Origin of the sequence: Paraburkholderia xenovorans LB400 (genome assembly GCF_000013645.1) — a bacterium.
Classification (GTDB): domain Bacteria; phylum Pseudomonadota; class Gammaproteobacteria; order Burkholderiales; family Burkholderiaceae; genus Paraburkholderia; species Paraburkholderia xenovorans.
Window position 1 is genome coordinate 3,131,086 of sequence record NC_007952.1, and the last position, 25,885, is coordinate 3,156,970.

Sequence of the window (25,885 nt, forward strand, 5' to 3'; positions counted from 1 at the left end):
TTTAGGCGCCGGCGGACGGTAACCGGGCAAGCAGCATCTCCATGCGCAGCAGTTCGCCCAGCGACCAGGCCTGGAAAGGCGTGCCGGCGGGCGCGTGCGGCGCATCGCCATCGGCGATTTCAGAGAGATGGTCGAGCCCGGCATGATCGAGATGCGCGTAGAGCGGGTCGAGAAAGCGCGTTTTCGCTTGCAGGCGGGCCTCCGCCGCGCCGCCGTGGAATCGCAGCCACGCGTCGACAAACGGACCGAGCAGCCACGGCCACGCGGTGCCTTGATGATAGGCGCCGTCACGCTCCAGCGGCGAACCGCCGTAGTGCCCGCGATAGGCAGGATCGGAAGGCGCGAGCGTCCGCAGTCCCAGCGGCGTGAGCAGCTGCGCTTCGACCTGGTCTAGCACCGCGCGCGCCGCCGCGCCGTCGAGCAGCGGAAAAGGCAGGCCGCCTATGGCGAAGATCTGGTTGGGTCGAATCGAGCGGTCTATCGCGCCTTTGACGTGACCGACGTCCACGTTGTCGAACAGCGCTTGCGTGGACGGGTCGATGAAGCGTTCATGAAACGCTTGCAACGCCCGGTCGGCGGCCGGCTGCCAGTGCGGATTCCAGCCTGCTGCAATGCGCAGTGCGTTGATCCAGAGTGCCTGCACTTCGACCGGCTTGCCGATACGCGGCGTGACCACCCAGTCGCCGACTTTTGCATCCATCCACGTGAGTTGCACGCCGGGTCTGCCCGCGCTGAGCAGGCCGTCGTCGGCGGATGCCTGGATGTTGAAGCGCGTGCCTTTCGTGTAGCCCGTGAGGATGGCCTCGCTTGCCTGTTGCAGGCGCTGCTGCGTGGCGGCGCTCGCATGATGCGTCGCCAGATAGTCGTGCACGGCGACGATGAACCACAACGACGCGTCGACGGAGTTGTATTCCGGCGTGTCGCCATAATCGGGGAAACGATTCGGCAGCATGCCTTCGGAGAGCGTGCCTGACCATTCGAGCAGGATCGCTTCGGCGTCGTCGAGCCGGCCCGATGCGATCAGCAGCCCGCGCATTGCGATGAATGTATCGCGTCCCCAGTCCGTGAACCACGGAAAGCCCGCGAGGATCGTGCGGCCTTCGTTGCGCTCCACCACGTAGGCATCGGCCGAGCGTTGCAGGCGCGAGCCGAGCGCCTTGCGGCGTTGTTGCTCGATACGCGCGAGTTCTGTTGCGTGCGCGAGCGCGGGTTTTGCGCCGGCCGATTGCGCGCCGCTCGCGGCGCCGGAAGCGCTGAGAATCATCACCGCTTCACCATCGGCGAGATTGAAGCTGAACACGCCGGGCGTTGCCAGATCCTCGCTGAAGTCGAGGCCGCGTTCCCGCTCGCGAACGTAGCAGAAGTTGCGATACCAATCCGGCGCGTGTGTATAAACGCCGTTCGTCGCGCAGTGGATCACCGGCCGATCGCCGTACGGTTGCCAGCTCACGCACGCCTGATCGCCGCTTGTCTGTGCGGTAAAGTTGAACGCGGAGTTCTCATGATGCAGCGCGTGGTAGTCGCGGCCCGATATCAGCGGCCTGACTTTCAATGTGAGCGCGCTTGTTGCAGCCGCATCTCCAGCGCCCTCCAGACGCCAGCGCAAAACCGTTTCGCGGGTCGCTTTGCTGACGAACACATCGGCGGTCAATGCGAGACGCGTGTCGAGTTGCACACGCCATGTCGGCCACGGCGCGGTGTCGAACGCAATGAGATTCGCTGTCAGGTCCGGATAGATCAGGTCCGGCACGTATCGCTGCATGCTCAATGGATAACGCTTGCCGTTCGCTTCAAGCCACGCCTCCACGCCGTTGACAAGCACCACGCGCCCGCCGGGCGCGCGCGTCGCGGCGAGCAGCAACGCGTGATAGCGGCGCGTGCGCAGCGTGCCGACAGTGCCCGACGCGAAACCGCCGAAGCCGTCCGCCTCCAGCCATTCGTCTTCAAGACGCGTGATGTCGAAAGGTGGTTCGATGCGTGTCATGAACTTACCGGTTGTACGTAGCGGTGAATCGTTCGGTGTGCCCAAGATTACCGGTCACATGGCGTTGCAGTGACCATTCTCCTACTTCTCACTTTCCACTGCCTTTCGGAAAACCAACTCAAACGCGCAAGTTTTACCGCTCGCAAACGTTTCACAATTATTTCTTGAAAGGATTAGAGACTGCATCCGCCTTCACGAAACTGGATGCAAACATGAGAAGAGACAAACGCCTCGCGAGTGCCGCTCTGGTTGCGCTTGCAACCGTAGCGTTGAGCGGTTGCGGTGCGGATGATTCCGCGCCTTCTGCAACGTCTTCATCGCCGGCCGTTGCCCATAACGATGCCGCGCCAGATGCGGCGATGGCGCCCGCCGCGGCAATGCTCGATGCATCCTCGACGCTCGCGGCGAACCCGACCGCAGCCTCCGATCCGATCACCCAGAACATGCAAGCCAGTCTCGCCGCGGACAGCCAGCAAGTATCGCCCGTCATGCATTACGCACCCGGCGACAGCGCCAGCAGCAACTGACCCGTTTCTCCCGGCGCGCGAGGCGCGCTATTCTTCCCCCACGCAGAAGGTGATATTCGATGACATCAACTAGCCGTCGCCGTTTCCTGCAGACCGTGGCTTCATCCGCCGGCGCTGCTGCCGCACTGACCGCGCTGCCCGAGTCGATTCGCAATGCGCTTGCCGTTCCCGCGTTTTCGCGCACCGGCACGATCCGCGATGTCGAGCACATCGTCGTGTTCATGCAGGAGAACCGCTCGTTCGACCACTACTTCGGCCACTTGCGCGGTGTGCGTGGCTACAACGACCGTTTCCCGATTCCGCTTTCGAGCGGCAAGCCGGTGTGGTATCAACCGTCGAAGGAAAATCCGGCTCAGCCTGTGCTGCCGTTCCATCTGGACACGGCGACCACCAGTGCGCAATGCGTCGGCGATCTGGATCACTCCTGGTACAAGACCCATGCCGCGATCGACGGCGGCCGCTACGACCAGTGGCCGGCCAACAAGACCGACATGACGATGGGCTATCACCTGCGCAGCGACATTCCGTTCCACTACGCGCTGGCCGATGCATTCACCGTTTGCGACGCCTACTTCTGCTCGCTGCCGGGACCCACGCACCCGAACCGCGCGTATCTGATGACCGGCATGGTCGATCCGTCCGGCACACTGGGCGGCCCGCTGCTCGACAACAACGATTTCGTCGACGGCGACGGTCCGCCGAATTACCAGTTGCTCTCGTGGACCACCTATCCGGAGCGCCTGCAGGCCGCGGGCATCTCGTGGCAGGTGTATCAACAGGGGTTGACCGGCTCCGATCCGCTGAACGGCAACTACGGCACCAACATCCTGCAGAACTTCACCAACTTCATCAACGCGCAACCCGGTTCGCCGTTGTACGAGCGTGCGCAAACCGTGCGCACCATCGACGACCTGAAGGCCGACGTGCTGGCCAACAAGCTGCCGCAAGTATCGTGGCTGTGCCCGCCGGCCGCGTACTCGGAACACCCGAGCTATACGCCCGCATACGGCGCGGAATACACGTCGCAGATTCTGGATGCGCTGACGTCGAATCCGGAGGTCTGGAGCAAGACCGTGCTGTTCATCATGTACGACGAGAACGACGGCTTCTTCGACCACCTCGTGCCGCCGCAACCGGCCACGACGGCTGCGCAAGGCCAGTCGACGGTCAGCACCGAAGGCGAGATTCACAACGTGGTCAATCCGTTGCGCGGCGGCAGCTACACCGCCGACGGCCTGCCCTACGGCCTCGGCCCGCGCGTGCCCATGACGATCGTGTCGCCGTGGAGCAAGGGCGGCTTTGTGTGCTCGCAGGTGTTTGACCACACGTCGGTGATCCGTTTCATCGAAGCGCGCTTTGGCGTGTATGAGCCGAACATCACGGCATGGCGCCGCGCGGTGTGCGGCGACCTGACCACGGCATTCGACTTCCGCACGCCGGACTCGAAGGTGCCGCCGCTGCCCGACACGAGCAACTACAAGAGCATTGCCGACAACCAGTGCGCGACGCAGCCGAAGCCGACCGTTCCCGCAACGCCGGGCGCGATCGATCCGCAGGAAAGCGGCATCCGTTTTGCGCGCGCGCTGCCGTATGAACTGCATGTGAACGGACACGCGGACGCGAAGAAGAACACGTTCGAACTCTCGATCGGCAACACCGGCGATCAGGGCGCGCATTTCTACGTGTATTCGACGAACCGCACGGATGGTCCGTGGCGCTACACGGTCGAAGCGGGCAAGTCGCTCAGCGAGACATTCGACCTGACCGTGACGAGCGGCGCGTACACGTTCGAAGTCTTCGGGCCGAATGGTTTCGTGCGCAAATTCGCGGGCAACACGCAGCAGCCGAAGGCACATAACGCGCCGTTCGGCGGCGGCCACGGCAACAACAAGCCGGCCGAACCGGAAGTGAAGGTGCAATACGATGTCGCGAACGGCAACGTGTTCCTCAAGTTCAGCAACAAGGGCGGCGGCATTGCGCGGTTGACGGTGACGGACAACGCGTACGGTGCGCGTCCGCGACCGGTGCTGGTGCCGGCTGGCGCGCAAATCGAAGAAGCATGGGTGCTGGCGTCGAGCCATCACTGGTACGACTTGACGGTGACGAGCAATGACGACGCCAGCTTCTCACGCCGTCTTGCGGGTCACGTCGAGAATGGGCGGCCGAGCATCAGCGATCCGGCGGCGGTTGCGCCGGTGCTGGTGGCGATTTAAGAGCGGTTGGCGCGCGCCGGGCTTCGATCGGGTAAGTGTCTGGTTTGGAATGCTCGATCGAAGCGCGGTTGCACGAGCCTCGCCTGCAGAAAATCCCGCGCAGCGTTACAGTGAAGTTCCCACATCGATTACCGAGGAATCCGTAATGAACCGTAACGCATTCACCGAAAGCCTGACGAAAGAAGGCTTCCCCGACGCCGTGGTCGTCACGCGCGAGGCGAACGCCGAGATGGCCGTTCACGAGCATCCGTTCGAAGCGAAAGCCCTGATCCTCGAAGGCGAAATGAGCATACGCGTAGGCGACGAAGAGCGGGCATATCACGTCGGCGAAGTCTTCCACCTGCTGCCCAACAAGCCGCATTCGGAGCGCTATGGCCCGAATGGTGTCACGTATCTGGTAGGAAGGAAGCAGTAAGGCGCGGCCTGAAAAACAGCACGCGCCGATAGAAAGAAGAACGTCAGGCGCCCAGCAGAACGCCAGTCCTGAAAGGCTGCGTGCCTGTCACACGCCCAAGCGGTGCACCGGCCGTCACGAAACGGATCGCGCGGCGCATATAAAACACACCTTCGGTTTTGCTGGCGATCGTTGTGGTTTCATCCGTCAGCGGATCCACGATATCGAACAGCGCCTGCCCGACGCGTATCGTGTCGCCGATCTTCGCGCGGTGAATGAGAATCCCGCTCACCGGCGCATAGAACTGCTCACTGCCTGCGAGCGGCGTGGCGGGCGTCAACAACGGCGGCAAAGGCCTGGCGTCGAGTTGAATCGCCTTGCGCCACACCAGATAATCCACGAGCGCGTCGGCATCCTGCTGAGCAACTTCATAGGAAACGTCGCGCTGTCCGCGGCACTCCACCGTTACGGCAATCGCGCCGTTCGGCACCGGCTTGTCGGCCGGCAAAGCCTGTTGCAACTGCCACCACAACAGGCTGTGCGTTTCATCGAACGCCTCGCCGCCTGAATTGGTGGCGAGCAACGACGCCTGCGCTCCGAGATAGCGCGATAACGGTTCGAACTCGGGCCACGCGGCCTCGCTGGTATAGAGGTGCATTGCCGCTTCGAGCGAACAGTGCAGATCGATAATCACATCTGCGTCGAACGAGAGCTTCAACATAGCCAGTTGCAGCGATTCGAACTCGGTCAGCGGTTTCTGAGCGGCCAGTTCCTCGCCGATCAACCGGCGAACAATCCGTACATTCTCGGCGGCATTGGAACCCAACGCTTCTTTAGCTTGCGCCACCAGCTTCGGAAACTGCAGGAAGTGGCGATTAAAGTTCTTCCCGCTGCCCAGATCGAAGCGTCCAAGAAACTGGCCGAGCACGTATTGACCGAGCCCGACCGGATTCGCTACCGGCACAAGAACGATTTCCGCGTTCAACGCACCCTGCTTTTCCAGTTCGATCAAGCGACGCTTGAGCAATACCGTCGTCAGCATCGCAGGTGTTTCATCGGCATGCAGCGACGACTGGATATAAATCTTCTGCCCGCTATCCGCCGGACCGAAATGAAACGACACCAGTTCGCGGTGCGTGCCGATAGCCGGCGAGAGAAGCGGAATGGATTGCCTGTTCATGAGCGGGAGTCTTTAAAAGAAAGTCGGAGAATCAGTTTCCGTACGGATCGAAGTCGAAGTACTTCTTCGCGATCTGCGCGTACGTGCCGTCTTTGCGCATGGAGGCGATCGCCTCGTTGATGGAGGCCTGCACTGCGGTCTCGTCCTTACGCAAGCCGATGCCTACGCCGCGATCGCCCATCGAGAGCGGTTCGCCGACGAACGCAAAGCCCTTGCCCGCCGGCGTGCGCAAGAATCCGTAGTCTGCTTCCACCGAACCGAGCAGCGCGCCGTCGAGACGCCCGTTCTCCAGGTCGGCGAAGACTTCTTCCTGACTCTTGTACGCCACCACGTGCACGCCGAGCGGCGCCCAGTTCTTCAGCGCGTACCCTTCGAACTGCGTGCCCGACTGCACGCCGATTGCCTTGCCGGCCAGCGCGTTCAAGCTGCCCGCGAGCGCGGAACCTTGCCGCGCGATCAGCCGCGATTTGAACTGGAACAGTTTCGACGAAAACAGAATCTGTTGCTCGCGCTTTTCCGTGATCGCCATTGAAGACAGAATCGCGTCGATCTTGCGCGCCTGCAACGCCGGAATCATCCCCGAAAATTCGAGCTCCACCCACTGGCAGCGCGCGTGAATGCGCTTGCAGATTTCGTTGCCGAGATCGACGTCGAAGCCTTTGAAGCTGCCGTCGGGCGCCTTGGAGTCCATCGGCGGATAGGTCGGATCGATGCCGAGGCGCAGCGTGGTGGAATCAGCGGCAAACGCGCCGCTGCTGAAAGCCAGCGCGGCGCTCAGGATCATCAGCGAGATTTTCATGGGAGGACGGAGTTTGGGGTGGGCGGATTGCTACGGTGCAATCCTATGCCGCGCCCGCGCCTCAAAGAAGCCCCGTTGAGACTATCATGATCACTTTTACCGATCACCGGACGGCACAGCCCTCATGGCGTTGACCATCTCCCAGCTTCGCGCATTCACCGCCGTGGCCGAGCACGGCAGCATCCGCGCGGCTTCGCGGGCGCTCGGTATCGCGCAAAGCGGTATCACGCAGCAATTGCAGAACCTCGAATCGATGCTCGGCGCCACGCTCTTTACCCGCACGAATCGGGGCATTGCGCTGACCGCACTCGGCCAGCGGCTGTTGCAGCGGGCCGGCGCGATCATCGGCGAATGCGAACGCGCGGAGCAGGACGTGCAGCAACTGCGCGGCGACTATGTCGGCGAGGTCACGTTCGGCATGACAACCGAACCGCTCGTCGATGCGTTCGCGCCGGTGCTAATGGAATTCCACACGCGCTTCGAGCGGGTCGCGGTGCATCTGCGTACGGGCACCTCGCGCATGATGATCTCGTGGATTCGCGAAGGCACGCTGGACTTCGCGGTTGCCCTCGTCTCGAAGCACACGGATACCGCCGATCTATCGGTCATGCCGCTTTATCCGTCCGATCCAGTGGTCGTCTGCCGCCAGGGGCATCCGAAGGCCGGCGCGACCTCGCTGGCCGAACTGGTCGACTGCACGTGGGTGGCCACGCGCTCGCCGAATCTCACGGCCGATCCGCAAGTCAATCGCCTGAGCCATCTGTTCGAGAGCCACGGCTTGCCGCCGCCGAAAATCGTCGCGACGGTGGAAGGTTTGTACGAGACGCTGCATCTGGTGGGCGCAACGGATTGCCTGTCGCTGGAGTCGTCGATCGTGGCGAAGCGTGGGCCGTTTGCGGGCACGCTCACGTCCATTCCCGTGCGCGAGCGCGCGGTCGAACAGAAGGTCTGCCTGCTGCAGCGTGCGGCGATTCCGCTCACGCCTGCCGCGCAGGAACTCGCGACCATGATCGCTTCGTACACGCGCACGGTGCGGGCGCGTTGAAGCGGTGCTGCCAAGCGAAGCCGCCGCGCTGCGGCTACAATCGAAGATCCACACCGGACGCAAGCAGCACTAACGGCGCCGTTCGAACATCCACGTATGCGAACGGCCGCCGGCACCCACCGAAAAAAAGTCCGGGCACGCTTCAAGCTAAGCACAGCAGCAAACCGATTGCGAAGGCGAGCGGCGCACAGCGCCCTCGCGCCGCATGGAGTCTTCTTTACGTCGTAGACCATCAACAGGAGTTTCCCAAATGATGAATCGAGACAATCCCGTCTGGCTGATCACAGGATGTTCCACCGGCTTCGGCCGCGAGCTGGCAAAACTGGTGCTGGAACGCGGCTGGCGCGCGGTAGTCACCGCGCGCGACCCGTCGAAAGTGAAAGATATCGTTGAAGGCCACGCCGACCGCGCACTGGTTCTGCCGCTCGACGTGACGAATCCCAAGCAGATCGAAGACGTGGTCGCGCAGGCGAAGCAGCGATTCGGCCGTGTCGATGCGCTCGTCAACAACGCGGGTTACGGTTATCTGGCCGCGATCGAGGAAGGCGAAGACGACGAAGTCCGCGCCATGTTCGAAACCAACGTATTCGGCCTGATCGACATGACGAAGGCGGTCTTGCCGATCATGCGTGAACAGCACAGTGGTTTGATCGTGAACGTGTCGTCTATTGGCGGTATCACGAGCTTTGCGGCGACCGGCTATTACCACGCCACCAAATACGCGGTGGAGGGCCTGTCCGAATCGCTGGCAACCGAGGTGAAGCCGCTCGGCATCGACGTGTTGATCGTCGAACCGGGTCCGTTCCGCACGAACTGGGCGGGTCCGTCGATCAAACAGTCGGCCACGGTGATCGACGACTACGCGGCCACGGCCGGCGAGCGCCGCGCGCAGACCGGCGCGCGCAGCGGCAAGCAGGCAGGCGACCCGGTGCGCGCGGCGCAGGCTATCATCGACGCCGCGCTATCGGACAAACCGCCGCTGCGTTTGCTGCTCGGCAAGACCGCACTCGAACTGGCCCGCAAGAAGCTGGACTTCATGCGCGGCGACTTCGATGCATGGGAAGCCACCACAGTCGGCGCGGATTTTCCGGAGGGAGCGGGCTGATAAGCCGCGCGAGTCATCCGTTGGCCGGTTAGAACTCGACCAACGCGAAGTCTTCCTTGCCGACGTCGCAGAGCGGGCAGCGCCAGTCGGGCGGAATATCCGCCCAGCGCGTGCCCGGCGCGATGCCTTCTTCCGGCAAGCCTGCGGCTTCGTCGTAGACCCAGCCGCAGATCACGCAGACCCATTGCTTGAAGTCGTCCGCCGTGGCGGCGGAACTGGCGCCCGCAGGCTGCGCATCGGGCGCGTGCGGCGCCGGCGATTCATCGAGGCTCACCACCAACGGCGCGGCAGTGCCCACGCCGGTTTCCGCGAGACGCGCCTGCAGGCTTTCCAGCAGCCGCTGCGCTTCGGCCTGCGTCAGATCGATCCAGTAGGGATCGCCGGCGCCGTCGTTGAGCCGCTCGGGGGAAAACTGGATTTCTACGGCTACGCCCTTCTTGTACATGGCAAATCGGAATATCGATGAAGCCGGCAGCGCGTCCCCGAGGGACTTCCTTCGGGACGTGCCGGCATGGGTCGGAAGCTTCGCGACGAGGCTTCGCGCAGAGATCAGACGAACTGGTTCAGCACGATGGCGGCGACCAGGCCGGCAGCGCCGATGAGGCCCAGCAGTTGCAGCAGCGTGAGGGATTTACGGGATGCGGTAGGGATTTGTTGCGTAGTCACGGGCTATTCTTGAAGATCGGAAAAAGCGAAATGGTACACGGGTCCGCGGCCGGCGCATGTCGATTAGCGCAAACCGCCGTGCATTAGCTGCCATTATCGCCGCCCGATCGCCCGGGATTCCCTACCGTCCGGAGATGGATTAATTCCCCTTGAGGGGGAAAGTTTTCCTGCGATAGCCCCGGATATCAACTCTTCGCCAGCGGGCTGCCGTTGCGCGAATCCCAGAAGCGGATCACCTCGGTGTCGCCCGTGCCGGCGCCCACCACCTGATCCGGCGCGCCGCGCTCGCGCAGCAACGCGCGCAGTTCGTTGATGACCGGAAACACCTCGTGGTTCCAGTCCGCGCCCTGGGAATCGTGGGCGCGCTGTTCGGCTTCGACGATCTCGCGGTCTTCCTTGAAAATGCGTTCGGTGAACCACACCAGCAGCGGCCATGCGAGATTCAGCACGCCGGGGACGCCCGGTTTGCGAATCGACAGCAGGCCGAACGTGCGGTTGGTACGCTGCTCGCGATCGAGCGGCACGTAGACGATCCACAGATTCATCACCAGCGTCTGCTCGGACGTGCGAATCTGCAACGTCTGATACGGATACTCGGTGCGGATCGTCATCACGTCCTTGTCGTTGTCGCCGCCGGTTTTACGGCTCTGGCCGAACACGATGGCTTCGCCGATAGGCTGCTGACCGGCCATGCGCGCAAACGTGTAATCGACTTCGACCCAGCCCTCGCCGGTGCGGCGACCAAGTGAGCGCGCCCGCATCTGCCCCATCTGCTTGCGATGCAGAAACTGATGGTTCATGTCCATCAGGTTCTCGTGCATGAACGAGTAGTGGCAGTTCACCGGACGGCCGAAGCGGCGCGTCTTGTACTTCTTGTCCGACACCGAGCTGAGATCCGGCAGGGGCCGTTGTTCGGCCAGAGCGGCGTTGCCGGGGAACACGAAAATCAGGCCTTCCACTTCGCGGCATGGATAGGAGCGCACACCGTTCGGCAGACGTTCGCGGCCCAGATACGGCACGTCGATACACTTGCCCGAACAGTCGTAAGTCCAGCCGTGGTAGCCGCAGCGAATCGATTCGCCATCCACCACGCCCTGATGCAACGGCACCTGACGATGCGCGCAGCGGTCTTCGAGCGCGAACACCTTGCCGCCCTCCGTGCGCGCCAGCACGATGGGGTCGCCCGCGAACGTCACGCCATGCGTCTTGCCCCGCTTCACCTCGTGCGACCAGGCGAGCGGATACCAGTAGTCAGGGTGGATGCCGACGCGGCGCAGATCGCGCACCGGCGCGTCGTTGGCCGCCTGGGCGGGCGCGTGAGCGCTTTTCTGCGATGCGGCCTGGGCAGGCGACACATCGACGGTTGCATCACCCGTGTCTTGTTCTAGCGGGGGAACAGCATGCATAGGTGGGTCTCCGTGCACGAGCGGAAAGAAGGTTGCCACCCAGCAGATTGCGGGCAGCATCGTTGCCAGTCTACTAGAACCCGACACCGTATGGGTTCGGGGACCGCGCAACTACCCCCGGCAGCGCCTGCCTGCGCAAGCGCACCGCCCACCTTGAACAGCTTGTTGAAGAGACGCCGCGCCGCGTCAGCCTTCGTCCGGCGCCACCAGCCCGGAGCGGCGCTGCACGCCCCACGAGCGCCCGCCGCGCAGGAAATGCAGCCAGCCCAGCGTGGCGCCCACATGCCGCACCAGTTGAAACGTGAATGGCTCGGCGATTGCCGCGAACACCGCCATCCACACGCTGTTGGCGGTGCGCTCGCCGGTCCAGCGCCGATACAGATGAATGCTCCACAGATAGAACGCGAGATCGATCGCCGTTTTCAGACCGATCACGCCGAAGATCGACACGACGATCGCGCCGTGTCCGCCGAACAGAAAGGCGAGCAGCAGCGCAAACGCGGTCAGGCCGTAGATGGGCTGCATGGTGTCGATCGCCTTGACCGGCAGCATCAGCATACCGAGCGTGCCGTAGCGCGGATTGCCGGTCATGTCGCGGTTCCAGTACTGCGTCTGCAGGAAGCCCGCGAACCAGCGCCGCCGTTGCCGCAGAAAACTGGCGAGGTTGTCCGGCGCGTCGGTGCGGGCATGCGCGTCGCCAACCACGCGCACGTCCCAGCCGAGGTCGTGGTCGACCGAATAGCGGCGCAGCCGGTGAATCAGCTCGTAGTCTTCGACCAGGCACTGCGGATCGAAACCGCCCACGTCGACCAGCGCGTCGCGCCTGAACGAAGCGAAGGCGCCCGAAATCAGCAGCAGACTGTCGGCGCGCATCCACGCAAAACGGGCGATGAAGTTGCGCATGTACTCGTAGGTCTGAAACCACTGGAATACGCGCCCCGACACCGACTTGCCGCACACCGGCACCAGAATGCCGGCCGCGGCGACCAGCTTCGGATCGCTCGCGAAAGCGGCGCGCATGGCGTAGGTGGCGTCGTCGTCGAGCAGGGTGTCGGCGTCGACTGTCATGACGGTTTCCGTGGTCATCACGGTGATCGCGGCGTTCAGCGCGCGCGCCTTGCCGCCGTGCGGCACGCGCAGCCAGAACAGGTTCGGATACAGCGAGCTCGGCGCGCTCAGCACGCCGTCGGCGGCCGCGGTAAGGCCGAAGCGCCCGGTGAGCAGCTCGCGGGTGGAGTCGGTGGAGCCGTCGTCGGCAATGACGATTTGCGCCGGCCCGTGCGTTTGCCGCAGCAGCGCGGCGAGCGTCACCGGTAGAACGGCCGCCTCGTTGTGCGACGCGACGATCACGCCCATGCCCGGCAGGCTGCGCCGCTCGAACTCAGGTTCAAGCGGCGGGGTACGCCGCATCAGCGGCAGCGTTTTCCACGTGACGAACGCCAGCAGCAAGGTGTCGTACACCACGTAGGCAATGCCCGTCGACCAGGCCAGCGCCCCCTGCAGAAAGAAAGCGCGCGCGAACAGCAGCAGCCACAGCACGACCACGCTCAGATGAATCACCGCGCTCAACGCCGTCGTGCGACGCGGCACGATGCGCGGCGACGCGAGCGCGAGAGCCTGTTCCAGAGTTTTCTTCAAGGTGACGGCCGGGTTAGTCGGTGGTGCGGTTGATAAGGGGGACGCGGCGCTCAAGGCACCATGCGCTTCAGAACCGACTTGCGATCGATCCACTGATGCTTCAACGCGCCGCCGATATGCATCGCCAGCAGCGCATACAGCGCGTAGCCGAGCCAGGTGTGCAAGGCGCCGAAGCGATCGTGCAAGCTCTCCTTGAGCGCCGGATCGAGATTCATCACGTAACCGATGCGCGGCCAGGGAAACAGGTTGAACAGGCGCATGGGGTGCGTCGCCGCGTCCTTCCACGCGGAATCGTGCAGCCAGCCCGACAGCGGCAGCGCAATCATCAGCAGATACAGCAGAAAATGCGCGACATGCGCGGCGATCTTCTCCCACGACGGAAACTCGCGCGGCAACGGCGGCGGCCTGTGCGACACACGCCACAAGATGCGCATGAGCGCGAGACCGAGCACCGTGATCCCGATCGACTTATGGGTATCGACCACCGGGCGCACCCAGTCGTCCGGCAACGAATCCGCGCTCAGGCCGAGCACCACGTTGCCGATCATCAGCAGCGCGATCAGCCAGTGCAGAAGCATGGCCGTGCGGGTGTATCGCGACGGCACTGGCGTGCCGCTCGAATCGGTCAAGGAGTCGGCGTGCGTATTCATGGTAGTTCCGTCCGCAGATGCGTTGCTGCGAAAGCTGTTTGAAAATCCGGCGATGCCGAGCAGATTCACGCGCGCAGCAATAGTCAAACGCCCCAGTGTGCGGCTTTATTCCGCCGGGCGCTTGACAGTATGTTTCAGATTATTTCGCGCGCCCGGCCCAAGGCCGCGGCTGCAGCCTGGCGGTTTGTCTCGCGCCGCGCGATCAACGCGGTCGACTCGATCCGTTCCTCGACCCAGCCGTTGGTTGCGTGCGCATCCAGTAGCTGCCGGATGCGCGCCTGCAGTTCGTCCAGCCGCTCGCCGAGCCGTTCGCGGGACAGACTCGACATCGACAGGGGGCGCTCGATCAACGATTCGACCGACGTCCGCCGCGTTTCGACAATCGACACGCGCTCGAGCGCCGGAAACGACGATTTCGCGAGTACCGTGTCGTGGCTCGCCCAGTCGTCCGACTTGCGCTGCATGCGCGCCGGGTCGTCGTGTGCATACTCTTCGAACAGCGCATGGTAGGGCGCGAGCCAGGCAATCGGCGCGTCGGTGACGATCGCGGTCGAGAACAGCGCGACCGCGCCTTCGGGTTCGATCAGCGCATCCAGCCGGGCGAGCGTGTCGGGCCGGTCCATCCAGTGAAACGCCCGTCCGATCACCGCCAGGCGAAAGCGCCCCAAAGCCGGCGACAGGTCATAGGAACTGCCCTCGCGATACTCGATGTTGGGTGCAATCCCGGCGCCGAGGTCCGCCGCGATGCGCAGCATTTCCGGTTCGGGGTCGAGTGCAAGCCCCGAACCGACCCACGAAGAAAACGCCAGCGACAACTGCCCCGGCCCGCAGCCGAGATCGAGCAGCCGGTGCGAACCGCCGAGTTCACAGGACTGCGCGACGCGGCGAATCAGGCGCGGCGAATAGGGTGGACGGCCCGCCAGGTAGTGCGCGGCATTGGTCTTGAAGCGGTCGGGGACGAACGGAATCGGTGCGGTCATCGGCAGTTCCAGGCAGGTGGGCGGCGGCAACAGGCCAGCGAACAGAACGTCATTGTCGTTGCTGCGGCGTATTTTCGCCGATGTCGCCATGCAATTCGATCCGGTCAGCGTTCGTGCGACGGGATCGGTCCTGCCGGTTGGATATCTATTTGACCGCGCAGTTTCGTGGCGGCGCGGCAAATCATATCCGGACGGCTACCATTCAACGCTTCACGAACCGATAATGCGCAACGCCCCACTCGTTTCCGTTCGCGTAGCCGAATAGCTCGGCCACGGCCATATAGAACATGCGCCAGCGTTGCAGCCACACGGCCGCATCGCGCGCGCCGTAGGTGTCGGCGAGCATCGGCATTACCCGGTCACGCGCCGCGTCGAGCGCGGCGAGCCAATGATTCGCCGTGCGCTCGTAATGCGTGCCGCTCACCCACCACTGCCGCTCCATGCGCAGGTCGTCCTGGAAATTGAGCAGCAGCGCCTCGGACGGCATCGTGCCGCCGGTGAAGAAGTACTTCGACATCCAGTCGCTGCCGTCCTGCACCTGGAAGTGGTACGCAAGCGTGCGATGCACGAAGATATGCACGAACAGCTTTGCGTCATCGCGCATCCAGCGTGCAATTTTTGCCAGCAGCAAGCCGTAGTTTTTCATGTGCTCGAACATCTCGATCGACACCACGCGATCAAAGCCGCGACCGGACTGCGCGTCGTCGACGTCGTCGAATTCGAAATCGACGATGTTGCCCGTGACCACCGAGAGATTGTGCAAGCCCGCCCCGGCCGCGCGCGCTTCGATGAACGCGCGCTGCCCATGCGAGTTCGATAGCGCGACGATCCGCGAATTCGGATACCGCGCCGCGAGCCATAACGACAGCGAACCCCAGCCGCAGCCGAGGTCGAGAATCCGCTGACCGTCGGCCAGTTCCGCGCGCTCGGCGTAGCGTTCGAGCATGGCCGCCTCGGCTTGCGCGAGCGTCTCGCTGCCGGTGGGATACAGGCAGCACGAATACTTCAGACGCGGCCCGAGATGCGCGTGGAAGAACGACGCCGGCACCTCGTAATGCTGCGTATTGGCGGCTTGCGTTTCGATCGCGATCGGACTTGCGCGCAGATCGTCGAGCAGACGATTGAGCCTTTGCGAACGCACCTCGCCGTTATTGACCGCTTCGTCACGCAGACGCTGGCGCATGAGCTGATGCATGCCGAAACGGATCACGCCGTCGGGCAGCCAGCCGCGTTCGCAACACTGGATGAGCCAGCCGTCGCCGGGCTCGGCGGGCGGGGGCGGCATGGTGTGATCGGCTGTGGAAAGACTCATGAGGCTGACTCCCTATCGTTTTTGGGCGATTCTCTTGCAGGTGCTGCGCTTGCGCCCTGCGCGGGTCTTCAATGCCGTGGCGGCCACGGGATCAGCGCGCTGGTGGTGCGCATGTAATCGGCGTAAGCGGGGCGCCGCTTTGCCATGACTTCTTCGAGCAGCGGGATGCCGGAGAGCTTCAGCAACAGGAAAGCCATCAATACCGGCGGCAACAGCGTGAACCAGGCCCAAGGCGTACCGACAGACAGCGCGATATAGGCAAGCCAATGCACGCATTCAAAGAAGTAATTCGGATGCCGCGAATAACGCCATAAGCCGACGCGGCACACAGCGTCGCGATTGGCCGGATCGGCCCTGAAGTTTCGCAACTGGCGGTCCGCGGCGCTTTCGCCGGCCACGGAGACGATCCACACCGCCGCGGCCAGCACGACCCACCCTACGGCCGGCGCCGTGCCGCGATACGACGGCACCAGAAACGCGATCGAAAGCAACATCGAAATCACCACTTGCAACTGGAAAAACCAGAACATCCTGCTCGCCGCGCGATCGCCCCATTCTTCGCGGAAACGGTGATAGCGCGCGTCTTCCGGCTTGCCGGCGTTGCGTTTCCACAAATGCGTGCCGAGCCGCACGCCCCAGATCAAGCCGCCCAGCGCGGTCAATGCGCGCGCGATGGGGTCGCCGGTGCCGAGCACGGCGTAAAGCACGGCCACAAGACCGAGCGAATAGGCCCAGATGGGATCGACCATCCCGGCGTTTTCCGTCTTCAGCTGCCACGCCCAGGCCGCGCTGAAAATCACGACGAGGCCGAGCAGCGCAATCACGGCGGCGGCAAGTGGCGGCATGGGTCCCCCGGTCAATGGCAATGCGGGTTATACGCTTCGAAAGCGGGAACGGATGCGCCCGGCGCCCGCTAGTCCTTGTCGCCCGGCGAGGCGAAGCCCGCCTTGCCCAGCTGATCCGGCCGCTGCGGCACGCGCCTGAAACGCGAGGTGTCGTAGCCCATCGCGTCGAGCCGGCCAAGCAGGGCCCGATAGGTGTCGTCGCTCATGTCCGGCTCGCGCGAAAAAATCCAGCCGAGGTTTTTGCCGGGATAACCGAGGATCGTGTAGCGGTAGTCCGGATCGACATAGAGCGTCAGTTGCGTCACGTGGACGGGCCAGAACAGTTGCACGCTCCATTCGCCACCATTTTTGCCGGGCACGGGCGTGTCGAGGAACTGATAATGCTTTTCTTCGGCGTCGAAACTCTTCTTGCGGCCGTAATACGAGTCGTCGATCTTGCCGTCCGGGCGCAATTTCCATTCCGCACGGCTCGCCACCATGTCGCGCTCGGCGAAATACGGAATGTTCGCGATGATGTACCAGCGGCCCATATAGCGCGGCAAGTCGACGGGCACGGTGGCAAGCGGTTCGCTCGCGCGCGGATTGGGATTGGGTGGATTGTTGGAGCAACCCGCGAACGACAGCAGCAGAACGGTCGCGGCGGCAACAGCGATGGTGACATGGACAGCACGGCGCATGGCAATGGCCTCGAACGTGACGACAATCAACCTATTACGTTCCATGTAGCCGGATGGATGCGCGCCCGCCGCTGCATCCGGTTAGCATTGACGTGTCTGCAACGCCCGCTCCTTCACGAATTACCCGCTCATGCCCACCCGCTTCAACGCAGCGTTTACCGCCCTGCTCGCCGCCGCCCTGTTCGGCGCGACCACGCCGCTCGCCAAGGCGCTGCTCGGCTCGCTCTCGCCGTTCCTGCTTGCCGGGCTGTTCTATCTCGGCAGCGGCGGCGGCCTCGGCGCCCTGATTCTGGCTCGCCGGCTGAAACGCACAGGCGCCGGGCAACCAGCCGGCCATAGCCGCTTCCCGCTACACGATGTGCCGTGGCTGGCCGGCGCGATCGTGGCTGGCGGCGTCGCGGGTCCCGCTTTGTTGATGCTGGGCTTGAAAACGACGCCGGCCACCACCGGCTCCTTGCTGCTCAATCTGGAAGGCGTGTTCACCGCGCTGATCGCATGGATCGTGTTTCGCGAGAACGTCGACACGCAGGTGTTCCTCGGCATGGCCGCAATCGTCGCGGGCGGCGTGGCGCTGTCCTGGCAGCCGGGCGCGGCGGGGCTGCCGCCCGGCACATTGCTGCTGGCCGGCGCATGCGCGTGCTGGGCCGTCGACAACAACCTCACGCGCAAGGTGTCGGCGCACGACGCTATGTTTATCGCCTGCATAAAGGGGCTCGTAGCGGGTTTGGTCAACGTGGCGCTCGCGCTCACGCTCGGCGCCGCATGGCCCAGGGTCTCGATCACGATGCTTGCCATGCTCACGGGCTTTGCGGGCTACGGCGTCAGTCTCGTGCTGTTCGTCGTCGCGCTGCGCCATCTTGGCACCGCGCGAACCGGCGCCTACTTCTCGGTCGCTCCGCTATTCGGCGTGACCTTGTCCTGGCTGCTCTGGCCGGAGCTGCCGCCGCCGTTGTTCTGGATCGCCGCCGCGCTGATGACGCTGGGTGTGTGGCTGCACATTCGCGAGCGTCATGAGCATCAACACGCGCACGATGCGCTCGACCACACGCACCGTCACCGGCACGACGCGCATCATCAGCACGAGCACGATTTTGCGTGGGACGGCGCCGAGCCGCACACGCATCCGCACCGTCATGCACCAATAACGCACGCGCACGCGCATTTCCCCGATATTCACCACCGGCATACGCATTGATTTTCCGACAAACCACGCCGCGCGGGCACTTGCTGCACTGCAAGACAAAAATCTCTGTGAATCGAATCATGCGATAGATCGATTCAATTGGCACGGTCGCGGATCGCATCCTCTAATGAAACTCCTGCTGTCCGCGCTTTGTCCGTCCAACCCGCCTGCCCACCTTGGAGAAGCCCATGTCACAACCCGAGCCCAACGTAGACGAATTGATGAGAAGCATCGCCGAGGAAACCGACACGCCGACGGAAACAGTCTCGAAGTTGTACGCGGACATCGTGGCCGTCTACCGGCAGGACGCGCGTGTATTCGATTACGTACCGCTCTTTGCCGCGAAAAAAGTCCGCAACCAGCTTCGCCATAGCGCGGATCGCAAACACTGACACGGCGGCGCGCGGAGACCACCGCTTGCCGAACGGCGTTTCGCCGCGATCGAATCGAGCGCGGATACAGATGATGTGCGCCGATTATTTTTCCCGCTGCTAGACTCTGACCCACGACGATCGACTGGGGGAGTGGGCATGCGGGTAACAATCGTGGGCGCGGGCATTGCCGGCTTGAGCACGGCGTGGTCGCTCTCGAAACAGGGACACGACATCACACTGATCGAGCAAGGCTCGATTCCCAATCCGCTCGCCGCTTCCGGCGACCAGCACCGCATGATACGCCGCGCCTACGGCAATGCAGACGGTTACGCACACACCATTGCCGAGGCTCTCGATAGCTGGGACCTGCTGTGGAACGACCTGGGCGTATCACACTACGCGAATTGCGGCGTACTCGGCATTTCGCAATTCGCAGGCGACGGCGCCGAACAGTTCCGTGCCGGACTCGACCGCATGGAATTCGAGTATGAAATGCTCGAACCAGTCGAAGCAGCCGCGCGTTACCCCTTTCTCGACCCGAACTCGTTTCGTTACGCATACCTCGATCACGACGGCGGCGCACTGTTCAGCGAACGCATTGCACGCGACATGAAAGCGTGGCTCAAGATGCGCGGCGCCGACATCCGCATGCACACCAAAGTGCTGGCTGTGGATCCGCACGCCGCCTCCGTGCGCATTGAAAACGACACTGTCGTACGCGCCGACCAGCTCGTGGTGGCCGCGGGTGCGTGGACGTTGCAACTGTTCCCCGCGCTCGCCGAAAACCTGATGACCTATCGCAATACCGTCGCTTATCTGCGGCCGCCCGCGGATCTGGAAGACGCGTGGTCGGCGGCGCCCGCGATCGTGGATATAGGCGGCGCGAGTGACGGCTATGTGCTGCCGCCCATCGACGGCATGGGTCTGAAGTTCGGCGCCGGCGTCAATAAGACGCTCGCGCCGGACCCCGACGCGAACCGCATTGCGGCGCCCGGTGAAGGCGACCGTTTGCGCCGGCTATTTTCGCCGCCGTTCAGCCGCATCGACGAATATACGGTATCCGAAGTAAAAACCTGCGCGTACACGTTCACGGCGGACAAACGGTTCTTTTCGAAGCGGATCGGCAACACGCTGGTGCTGTCCGCATGCTCCGGGCATGGGTATAAATTCGGCGCGGCAGTAGGGCGCCGGATCGCGGAGTCGCTGGAAACCCGCGACGACGCGATGCTCGCGCGATGGCTCAGGGCAGAGATGCCCTGACGCGTCATAGCGCTGGCAATCACGCTGCCTGTGGCTCCAGAATCTGGCCGTTTGGTGGAGCTAACAATGGCGCGACAAATTTCTTATGCTGACGGTTTGAGACTCTTCACTTAACGAGGAATCAAACATGTCCGGCCCGCTTCAAATCCGCCCCGCCGCACCCGCCGACTTCGACGCCTGGTTGCCGCTATGGGACGCGTACAACGCGTTCTATGGCCGCTCGGGTGAGACAGCGTTGCCGCGCGAGATCACGCAAATCACCTGGGGGCGTTTCTTCGACGGCTACGAGCCGATGCATGCAATGGTCGCCGAGCGCAATGGCAAGCTGCTCGGCCTCGTGCATTTCCTGTATCACCGTCACACGACGATGGCGGGACCGATCTGCTATCTGCAAGACCTGTACACGCTCGATACCGAGCGTGGCAAGGGTGTCGGCCGCGCGTTGATCGAGGCGGTCTATGCGCGCGCCAGAACCGATGGTGCGCAACGCGTTTACTGGCAAACGCACGAAACCAATCAGACGGCAATGAAGCTGTACGACAAGGTCGCGGACCGTTCGGGGTTCGTGGTCTATCGCAAAGCGCTGTGATGTCGATGCCGCGCAGCGCGCTCGCCTGGCGCGCTTCCAGCTTGTCGCACTGTGCCGTGTAGGTCGCACCGCCCACCGCATTCGCAGGTCCGGCCGATCACCCGGCCGCCCTGCGCGGCGCATTGTCCGATCCGATTCTCACCGTCGCCTCTGCCCACGCCGCTCAAGTTTGCGTGCGGTCTGCCGTTATCGCCATTGGACGGAGCTGCACCCGGCTCCACGCGTTTCATCAGCGAACCCTTGGGCGATCTCCTCATGGAGGGGCGCAAACGAATCGGAAACTGTACATGCCTTCGATCATCGGCATCGATCTTGGAACCACGCATAGTCTCGCGGCAATTTGGCGCGACAGCCACGCCGTCCTCATCCCGAACGCGTTGGGCGAGACCCTCACGCCGTCATGCGTTTCCATCGACGACGACGGCTCGATCCTCGTCGGCCGCCCTGCTCACGACCGTTTGCATACGCATCCCGAGCGTACCGCCGCGAACTTCAAGCGTTACATGGGCACGAGCCGCACCGTGTCGCTCGGCGCGCAAACGCTGCGCCCCGAAGAGCTCTCTTCGCTGGTGCTCAAATCGCTGAAGGCCGACGCCGAAGCCTTTCTCGGCGAAGCGGTGAGCGACGCGGTAATCGCCGTGCCCGCCTATTTCAGCGACGCACAACGCAAAGCCACGCGCATTGCCGGGGAACTGGCCGGTCTCAATGTACTGCGCCTCGTCAACGAACCGACCGCGGCCTCGCTTGCGTATGGCGTGCATCAACGCGATAGCGAGCGCAAGTTTCTGATCTTCGATCTCGGCGGCGGCACGTTCGATGTTTCCGTGCTCGACTTCTTCGAAGGCGTGATGGAAGTGCGCGCGAGCACCGGTGACAATTTCCTGGGCGGTGAAGACTTCACCGAAGCATTGGCCGGGTTGTTCTGCCAGCGCAACGGCCTGAAAATCAGGGCGCTCGCGCCGGTTGCGGCACAGCGTCTGCATCAGCAGGCCGAACGTGCAAAACGTCAGTTCACGCAGAACGGCGTTGAAAGCGTCACGCTTCAGCTCACAATCGACGGCAACGAGTACGTGCTCGAACTCGATGCGGCGAGCGCCGAGCGCACCTGCGAGCATTTGCTGCAACGGCTGCGCAAACCGGTGGAACGCGCATTGCGCGATTCGAAGATCGCCGTTGCTGCGCTCGACGAGATCATCCTTGTCGGCGGCGCTTCACGCATGCCGATGGTCCGCAAGCTGGTCTCGAAGATGTTCGGTCGCCTGCCCACCGCACACCTGAACCCTGACGAGGTGGTCGCGCTGGGCGCAGCGGTGCAGGCCGGCCTTGTGGGACGCGACGCCGGGCTCGACGAAATGGTGCTGACCGATGTCGCGCCGTATAGCCTCGGCATCGATACGGCCATGCAGATCGGCCCGAGTCAGTTCGTGCCCGGTCACTTTCTGCCGATCATCGAACGCAATACGATTGTGCCGGTGAGCCGCATGCAGCGCATTTTCACCGTGCGCGACCGTCAGCCGATACTCAGCATCAAGGTGTTTCAGGGCGAAGCGCGTTTGACCGCGGACAACGTATCGCTCGGCGAATTCACGCTCGACGTGCCGCCCAAACCAGCGGGAGAAGCAGGCGCGGACGTGCGCTTCACTTACGACATCAACGGCGTGCTCGAAGTGGAAGCCACTGCGTTTCCGGACGGCAGGAAGCGCGCGATGGTAATTGAAGAAAACCCCGGCGTGATGACGCCGGAAGAAATCCGCGAGCGCCTTGTTGCGTTGAGTGCATTGAAGATCCATCCGCGCGATCAACTCGAAAACCGCACGCTGCTGACGCGCGCCGACCGTGTCTACGAAGAGACGCTGGGCGACCATCGGCAATATCTGGCCGCGCATATCGCTCGCTTCCAGGCGGTGATCGAGCGTCAGAATGCGGACGAAATCGCGCAAGCGCGCGGCGAACTGGGCACGCTGCTGGATCGTTTCGACGTGCATGTGACTTATTGACCGGCCATGAATACGATCTCGAACACGCATTGGCCGTGGGACGTGCTCGGCATCGAGTCGGATGCCGACGAACGTGCGGTGCGCCGTGCGTATGCACGCCTGTTGAAACAGCAACGCCCGGATGAAGATGCCGAGGCGTTTCAGCGTCTGCGTTACGCGTATGAGTCGGCGTTGCAGATGGTGGGCAGTGGGGCTGCAAAGGGATCCGATACTGTGCCTGGAGAGGCGAATGCTGAAGGCGCCGAAGCTGCGGTGTTGATCGAGCCGGCGCAAAATCCTGCAATTCGGTTGGCGACGCAACCTGTCCCGGCCAACGCGTCTGAAGTCCAGGCTGCTTGCGAGCCCGACGCTTTCGAAATCGCCGTCCAGCTCTGGCAAAACTTTGTCACGCAAGCGGATGACCTCGGGTCGCGTCGTTCGCTGCAGGATCTGTTCGCCGCCGTCGTCAACCTTGCAACGCGCGACGAACTCGAATGGCAAGCGCTCTGTCATTGTCTGAACGAGGACACGCCGGCCAGGCTGCGCATGAACCTGAGCGCGGTTCTTGGCTGGCGGGACAACGCGATGCATCTGCGGCGGCGCAACGCGGCCATCGCGGCGCTTGCGCTGGACCGCGTGTTTGCCGACGAGGACTATGACGCGCTGCGCCTGCGCTTCACCAACGCAATGGCGTTGCTCGAAGGGCCGGTGCCTCAAATGGCCGCAGGCGCAGGAGCGCTGCTTCGTGCCGGGGTGCGCGCCGAAATGGAGCAGTTGCTGATCGCACTCGGCCGCTACCATCCGAATGTCGTGCGGCTGCGGCTGGATGCCGGAAAGGTCGATTTCTGGGGACGCTGCCTCAAATTCCGCATCGGCGCGGGCCGATTGTTTGGTCCGGCGCTTGCGCTGAATGCGTGGTGCGGTTTGCTGTTTGCCAGTGCTTCGCTCAACCACAACCGTGGGCGATGGTTCGACCAGTGGTCGCCTGCTCAACTGGGCATTCTTCTGTCGACGCTCATGCTCGCTCTGGTGACTATCGCCACTACCACCGTGTTGCTATCCGAGCCCCAGCAACAGAAGCTGCGGGCGTTGCGTGCGATCGGTTGGCTGCGTTATGGGTGGGTTCCCGTGTGGCTCGGTGCCACCGCCGTTGCGCTGTGCGACGACGGCAGCGGCAGGTCGACATCGATCGCGATGGCTACGTTGGGGGGCTGCACGATCTGGGCTGCGTTGGTGTATGGGTGGCCGCCAGTCAAGGAACTCGCGATACTTGCCGCCGTCAGTGCGACGGCGCTGGGCTTTGCGGGCCACTGGATCGCTGCGGACCCGCGCGCGTGGTTGATGCCTTATGCGCATGGGGTGTTGTTCGCGTTCTTTATTTCTTTTTCGCAAGCGGAATGGCGCGAATGGGTTGCGCGTCGACCACGGGTGTTTTGGGCTTGCGCGCCTTTCTGGTTCGTTGGGTTTTCAGCGTTGATCGTGTTGCTGGTGCAGCGCGAAGCGCGTGCGACACAGTATGCGTGGGCCTTGTTTGCGGTGATGTCGGCAGCGGGCGGCGTGCTGGCGACGACGCATTGGAGCGATCTGCGCGGCGCTGTACCGGCGTTTTTTCGTGGGTATGCGAATCTGGTCTGGATGGTGTTGGCGATTTATAAACCGGATATTGTTGCGTGCGTGAGTGCTGGGGTGATGAGTGTGTGGGTTATCGAGGGGGGCAGGCGGCGGGCGGGGTAGAGGGATGTCGAGATTGGCGGGTGCGTTGGGGCTTCTGAAACGTGTCGCATCTGAGAAGTCATGTCGTTGTAGAGGCGACGCCCGGCTGATACGGTTCTATTCGAGAAATCTCTGCAGACACACATGCGAGGAATATACCTGAGCCGGTATTAGGATCAAGTTCGAAAAGTAGTAGGTCGTCGTCTGTCCTCGCATAGTGAATTTCGTCTATTGAATTATCTTCAAAAAATGTGGCCATAGGGATGCCCACAATCTTTACATCGAAGAACGTCAGCGTAATGACGCAATCGGATCCACGTACGGTCCAGTCTGGATCATCCTGCCCCCAGTGGCGCAACTCGATGGTGATATCAATGATCGCGACGCCACACCTTCGTTGCTTCGTATGGATAGACAAGAGGTATGCGTCATGGAAAGCAGGCCAATAACCGAATACTTTCTTTAGCAAGATAGCATTGCCGACCTCACTCCATCCATAGTCCGGCGTTTCATTCGTCATGCGAATTAATTCCAGGATCCGACAGTGCATGTAAGATCACCAAAAGTACTGCGATCAGTCGTGGGCAATGTATTGGGCTCAAGCAGTACGGCTGCCGTACGCAGCTTAATCGGATGGTAGCTATGGGAAGCGGATTGTCATCCAAGTAAACATACGAGTTCGTTTGCCCACTGGTCCGGTCAATTGGATCCTCAATGAGGAATCGTCCGGTTGTCGGGCTGGAGTGGCAATAGTGGTAATAATGGTAATGACAACGCCTTGTCACGGACCCACCCTCGCCCAGCCTGCTTCCCTTATTTGGCAAATTTTTTCCGGCACTTCGCCTGCGCCGGGCAGAAGAATTTCTTCCAAACGCCATTGTCGAATGATTTGTATCTCGAAACAAGTGAGGCTTAATCGTTAAGCTATTAGAGGCCGACACGCTTGCCCTTCCATATGCGCGAGGAGCCGGCCCCCTTTCCGTGGATGAAGCTCTCCGGCCGCTGGATCGAGACCGCCGGCTTTGAACCCGGATCACGCGTACGTATCACCGTCGAACACCAGAAACTCATCATTACGCCGCTTTAAATACAGAAGGGGCCGCAAATGCGGCCCCTTCTGTCGCTGCAACTTCAGATTGCACTGGCAACGCTCAACCTAATTTACGCCGTCACTTGCATAAACATATATGTCAACGGTCGCACCGACGTCGCCAACTGCCTTGAGAAACGATGGCGTGAGCGAAATCGGGTAAATAGCTGTGTCGGGCAACCAGAAGAGGCCCATGCGGAACTCGACCGCGTCCACCCCGGGAAACCTGACCAGCCGCCTCACTTCAGCCTCGTAGCTTCGCAAGAAACTGAGCGTCGC

24 protein-coding genes are annotated in these 25,885 nt (G+C 62.7%); 12 read left to right on the forward strand and 12 right to left on the reverse strand.

What is annotated here, in order from left to right:
• Nucleotide 1 precedes the first annotated feature (1 nt).
• Nucleotides 2–1,984 (reverse strand): amylo-alpha-1,6-glucosidase, encoded by a 1,983-nt coding sequence (locus BXE_RS35765; protein ID WP_011493000.1) that lies wholly within the window; start codon nucleotides 1,982–1,984, stop codon nucleotides 2–4.
• A gap of 212 nt (nucleotides 1,985–2,196) precedes the next feature.
• On the opposite strand from BXE_RS35765, the gene BXE_RS35770 reads away from it, so the two are divergent.
• From BXE_RS35770 to BXE_RS35780, 3 genes are all read left to right on the forward strand, one after another.
• A complete protein-coding gene (locus BXE_RS35770) occupies nucleotides 2,197–2,511 on the forward strand; it encodes a hypothetical protein (RefSeq protein ID WP_040124295.1) in 315 nt (104 codons plus the stop codon).
• A 59-nt stretch (nucleotides 2,512–2,570) separates the two neighbouring features.
• Complete coding sequence (locus BXE_RS35775) at nucleotides 2,571–4,724, forward strand: phosphocholine-specific phospholipase C (RefSeq protein WP_011493002.1); 2,154 nt, start codon at nucleotides 2,571–2,573, stop codon at nucleotides 4,722–4,724.
• 145 nt (nucleotides 4,725–4,869) lie between these two features.
• On the forward strand, nucleotides 4,870–5,139 hold the full coding sequence (locus BXE_RS35780) for a cupin domain-containing protein (protein WP_040124293.1): 270 nt from the start codon (nucleotides 4,870–4,872) through the stop codon (nucleotides 5,137–5,139).
• 43 nt (nucleotides 5,140–5,182) lie between these two features.
• Here BXE_RS35780 and BXE_RS35785 read toward each other — a convergent pair whose 3' ends face one another.
• Together BXE_RS35785 and BXE_RS35790 are read right to left on the reverse strand one after the other, a co-directional pair.
• A complete protein-coding gene (locus tag BXE_RS35785; protein ID WP_011493004.1) occupies nucleotides 5,183–6,298 on the reverse strand; it encodes a succinylglutamate desuccinylase/aspartoacylase family protein in 1,116 nt (371 codons plus the stop codon).
• A gap of 31 nt (nucleotides 6,299–6,329) precedes the next feature.
• The gene (locus BXE_RS35790; protein ID WP_011493005.1) at nucleotides 6,330–7,097 is read right to left on the reverse strand and encodes a transporter substrate-binding domain-containing protein; all 768 of its coding nucleotides are present in this window, start codon (nucleotides 7,095–7,097) and stop codon (nucleotides 6,330–6,332) included.
• 124 nt (nucleotides 7,098–7,221) lie between these two features.
• Between BXE_RS35790 and BXE_RS35795 the strand changes: the two genes are divergently transcribed.
• Nucleotides 7,222–8,142, forward strand: coding sequence for a LysR substrate-binding domain-containing protein (locus BXE_RS35795; RefSeq protein WP_011493006.1), 921 nt, complete (start codon nucleotides 7,222–7,224; stop codon nucleotides 8,140–8,142).
• A 250-nt stretch (nucleotides 8,143–8,392) separates the two neighbouring features.
• Nucleotides 8,393–9,247, forward strand: coding sequence for an oxidoreductase (locus tag BXE_RS35800; RefSeq protein ID WP_011493007.1), 855 nt, complete (start codon nucleotides 8,393–8,395; stop codon nucleotides 9,245–9,247).
• A 28-nt stretch (nucleotides 9,248–9,275) separates the two neighbouring features.
• Here BXE_RS35800 and BXE_RS47475 read toward each other — a convergent pair whose 3' ends face one another.
• The 8 genes from BXE_RS47475 to BXE_RS35840 form a co-directional block, all read right to left on the reverse strand.
• A complete protein-coding gene (locus BXE_RS47475; RefSeq protein WP_081435601.1) occupies nucleotides 9,276–9,692 on the reverse strand; it encodes a rubredoxin in 417 nt (138 codons plus the stop codon).
• Nucleotides 9,693–10,098: 406 nt separating this feature from the next.
• Nucleotides 10,099–11,319: an aromatic ring-hydroxylating oxygenase subunit alpha gene (locus BXE_RS35810; RefSeq protein WP_011493010.1), complete on the reverse strand. Its 1,221-nt coding sequence runs from the start codon at nucleotides 11,317–11,319 to the stop codon at nucleotides 10,099–10,101.
• Between the two features lie 186 nt (nucleotides 11,320–11,505).
• Nucleotides 11,506–12,957 carry a glycosyltransferase family 2 protein gene (locus BXE_RS35815; protein WP_011493011.1) on the reverse strand — a complete coding sequence of 484 codons (1,452 nt, stop codon included), beginning with the start codon at nucleotides 12,955–12,957 and terminating at the stop codon, nucleotides 11,506–11,508.
• Nucleotides 12,958–13,007: 50 nt separating this feature from the next.
• Nucleotides 13,008–13,607 carry a cytochrome b gene (locus BXE_RS35820; protein ID WP_040125131.1) on the reverse strand — a complete coding sequence of 200 codons (600 nt, stop codon included), beginning with the start codon at nucleotides 13,605–13,607 and terminating at the stop codon, nucleotides 13,008–13,010.
• 134 nt (nucleotides 13,608–13,741) lie between these two features.
• Nucleotides 13,742–14,587 carry a class I SAM-dependent methyltransferase gene (locus tag BXE_RS35825; RefSeq protein ID WP_040125130.1) on the reverse strand — a complete coding sequence of 282 codons (846 nt, stop codon included), beginning with the start codon at nucleotides 14,585–14,587 and terminating at the stop codon, nucleotides 13,742–13,744.
• Between the two features lie 202 nt (nucleotides 14,588–14,789).
• Nucleotides 14,790–15,899 carry an SAM-dependent methyltransferase gene (locus BXE_RS35830; RefSeq protein ID WP_011493014.1) on the reverse strand — a complete coding sequence of 370 codons (1,110 nt, stop codon included), beginning with the start codon at nucleotides 15,897–15,899 and terminating at the stop codon, nucleotides 14,790–14,792.
• Nucleotides 15,900–15,967: 68 nt separating this feature from the next.
• Entirely contained in the window at nucleotides 15,968–16,744 is a 777-nt protein-coding gene (locus tag BXE_RS35835) for a DUF1295 domain-containing protein (RefSeq protein WP_011493015.1), read from the reverse strand.
• Between the two features lie 68 nt (nucleotides 16,745–16,812).
• Nucleotides 16,813–17,421 (reverse strand): lipocalin family protein, encoded by a 609-nt coding sequence (locus BXE_RS35840; RefSeq protein ID WP_011493016.1) that lies wholly within the window; start codon nucleotides 17,419–17,421, stop codon nucleotides 16,813–16,815.
• A 130-nt stretch (nucleotides 17,422–17,551) separates the two neighbouring features.
• On the opposite strand from BXE_RS35840, the gene BXE_RS35845 reads away from it, so the two are divergent.
• From BXE_RS35845 to BXE_RS35870, 6 genes are all read left to right on the forward strand, one after another.
• Nucleotides 17,552–18,616: a DMT family transporter gene (locus BXE_RS35845; protein ID WP_011493017.1), complete on the forward strand. Its 1,065-nt coding sequence runs from the start codon at nucleotides 17,552–17,554 to the stop codon at nucleotides 18,614–18,616.
• A gap of 176 nt (nucleotides 18,617–18,792) precedes the next feature.
• Nucleotides 18,793–18,996: a DUF3562 domain-containing protein gene (locus BXE_RS35850; RefSeq protein ID WP_040124290.1), complete on the forward strand. Its 204-nt coding sequence runs from the start codon at nucleotides 18,793–18,795 to the stop codon at nucleotides 18,994–18,996.
• 138 nt (nucleotides 18,997–19,134) lie between these two features.
• Nucleotides 19,135–20,238: an NAD(P)/FAD-dependent oxidoreductase gene (locus BXE_RS35855; protein ID WP_011493019.1), complete on the forward strand. Its 1,104-nt coding sequence runs from the start codon at nucleotides 19,135–19,137 to the stop codon at nucleotides 20,236–20,238.
• Between the two features lie 127 nt (nucleotides 20,239–20,365).
• On the forward strand, nucleotides 20,366–20,827 hold the full coding sequence (locus BXE_RS35860) for a GNAT family N-acetyltransferase (protein ID WP_011493020.1): 462 nt from the start codon (nucleotides 20,366–20,368) through the stop codon (nucleotides 20,825–20,827).
• A 287-nt stretch (nucleotides 20,828–21,114) separates the two neighbouring features.
• Complete coding sequence (locus BXE_RS35865) at nucleotides 21,115–22,824, forward strand: molecular chaperone HscC (RefSeq protein ID WP_011493021.1); 1,710 nt, start codon at nucleotides 21,115–21,117, stop codon at nucleotides 22,822–22,824.
• Between the two features lie 6 nt (nucleotides 22,825–22,830).
• A complete protein-coding gene (locus BXE_RS35870) occupies nucleotides 22,831–24,537 on the forward strand; it encodes a J domain-containing protein (RefSeq protein WP_011493022.1) in 1,707 nt (568 codons plus the stop codon).
• A gap of 58 nt (nucleotides 24,538–24,595) precedes the next feature.
• On the opposite strand, the gene BXE_RS35875 is transcribed toward BXE_RS35870, so the two are convergent.
• Nucleotides 24,596–25,036 carry an immunity 50 family protein gene (locus BXE_RS35875; protein WP_233518993.1) on the reverse strand — a complete coding sequence of 147 codons (441 nt, stop codon included), beginning with the start codon at nucleotides 25,034–25,036 and terminating at the stop codon, nucleotides 24,596–24,598.
• A gap of 435 nt (nucleotides 25,037–25,471) precedes the next feature.
• Here BXE_RS35875 and BXE_RS44810 point away from each other — a divergent pair, with 435 nt between their 5' ends.
• Entirely contained in the window at nucleotides 25,472–25,603 is a 132-nt protein-coding gene (locus tag BXE_RS44810; protein WP_081435602.1) for a SymE family type I addiction module toxin, read from the forward strand.
• The last annotated feature ends 282 nt before the right edge of the window (nucleotides 25,604–25,885 follow it).

What these genes read in the sequence shown, in the direction of transcription:
- BXE_RS35830 (WP_011493014.1), bottom strand. Translation starts at nt 15,899, where the DNA reads ATGAGTCTTTCCACAGCCGATCACACCATGCCGCCCCCGCCCGCCGAG.
- BXE_RS35795 (WP_011493006.1), top strand. Translation starts at nt 7,222, where the DNA reads ATGGCGTTGACCATCTCCCAGCTTCGCGCATTCACCGCCGTGGCCGAG.
- BXE_RS35820 (WP_040125131.1), bottom strand. Translation starts at nt 13,607, where the DNA reads ATGAATACGCACGCCGACTCCTTGACCGATTCGAGCGGCACGCCAGTG.
- BXE_RS44810 (WP_081435602.1), top strand. Translation starts at nt 25,472, where the DNA reads ATGCGCGAGGAGCCGGCCCCCTTTCCGTGGATGAAGCTCTCCGGCCGC.
- BXE_RS35860 (WP_011493020.1), top strand. Translation starts at nt 20,366, where the DNA reads ATGTCCGGCCCGCTTCAAATCCGCCCCGCCGCACCCGCCGACTTCGAC.
- BXE_RS35855 (WP_011493019.1), top strand. Translation starts at nt 19,135, where the DNA reads ATGCGGGTAACAATCGTGGGCGCGGGCATTGCCGGCTTGAGCACGGCG.
- BXE_RS35865 (WP_011493021.1), top strand. Translation starts at nt 21,115, where the DNA reads ATGCCTTCGATCATCGGCATCGATCTTGGAACCACGCATAGTCTCGCG.
- BXE_RS35875 (WP_233518993.1), bottom strand. Translation starts at nt 25,036, where the DNA reads ATGACGAATGAAACGCCGGACTATGGATGGAGTGAGGTCGGCAATGCT.
- BXE_RS35790 (WP_011493005.1), bottom strand. Translation starts at nt 7,097, where the DNA reads ATGAAAATCTCGCTGATGATCCTGAGCGCCGCGCTGGCTTTCAGCAGC.
- BXE_RS35870 (WP_011493022.1), top strand. Translation starts at nt 22,831, where the DNA reads ATGAATACGATCTCGAACACGCATTGGCCGTGGGACGTGCTCGGCATC.
- BXE_RS35780 (WP_040124293.1), top strand. Translation starts at nt 4,870, where the DNA reads ATGAACCGTAACGCATTCACCGAAAGCCTGACGAAAGAAGGCTTCCCC.
- BXE_RS35800 (WP_011493007.1), top strand. Translation starts at nt 8,393, where the DNA reads ATGATGAATCGAGACAATCCCGTCTGGCTGATCACAGGATGTTCCACC.
- BXE_RS35765 (WP_011493000.1), bottom strand. Translation starts at nt 1,984, where the DNA reads ATGACACGCATCGAACCACCTTTCGACATCACGCGTCTTGAAGACGAA.
- BXE_RS35835 (WP_011493015.1), bottom strand. Translation starts at nt 16,744, where the DNA reads ATGCCGCCACTTGCCGCCGCCGTGATTGCGCTGCTCGGCCTCGTCGTG.
- BXE_RS35785 (WP_011493004.1), bottom strand. Translation starts at nt 6,298, where the DNA reads ATGAACAGGCAATCCATTCCGCTTCTCTCGCCGGCTATCGGCACGCAC.
- BXE_RS35810 (WP_011493010.1), bottom strand. Translation starts at nt 11,319, where the DNA reads ATGCATGCTGTTCCCCCGCTAGAACAAGACACGGGTGATGCAACCGTC.
- BXE_RS35840 (WP_011493016.1), bottom strand. Translation starts at nt 17,421, where the DNA reads ATGCGCCGTGCTGTCCATGTCACCATCGCTGTTGCCGCCGCGACCGTT.
- BXE_RS35850 (WP_040124290.1), top strand. Translation starts at nt 18,793, where the DNA reads ATGTCACAACCCGAGCCCAACGTAGACGAATTGATGAGAAGCATCGCC.
- BXE_RS35770 (WP_040124295.1), top strand. Translation starts at nt 2,197, where the DNA reads ATGAGAAGAGACAAACGCCTCGCGAGTGCCGCTCTGGTTGCGCTTGCA.
- BXE_RS47475 (WP_081435601.1), bottom strand. Translation starts at nt 9,692, where the DNA reads ATGTACAAGAAGGGCGTAGCCGTAGAAATCCAGTTTTCCCCCGAGCGG.
- BXE_RS35775 (WP_011493002.1), top strand. Translation starts at nt 2,571, where the DNA reads ATGACATCAACTAGCCGTCGCCGTTTCCTGCAGACCGTGGCTTCATCC.
- BXE_RS35845 (WP_011493017.1), top strand. Translation starts at nt 17,552, where the DNA reads ATGCCCACCCGCTTCAACGCAGCGTTTACCGCCCTGCTCGCCGCCGCC.
- BXE_RS35825 (WP_040125130.1), bottom strand. Translation starts at nt 14,587, where the DNA reads ATGACCGCACCGATTCCGTTCGTCCCCGACCGCTTCAAGACCAATGCC.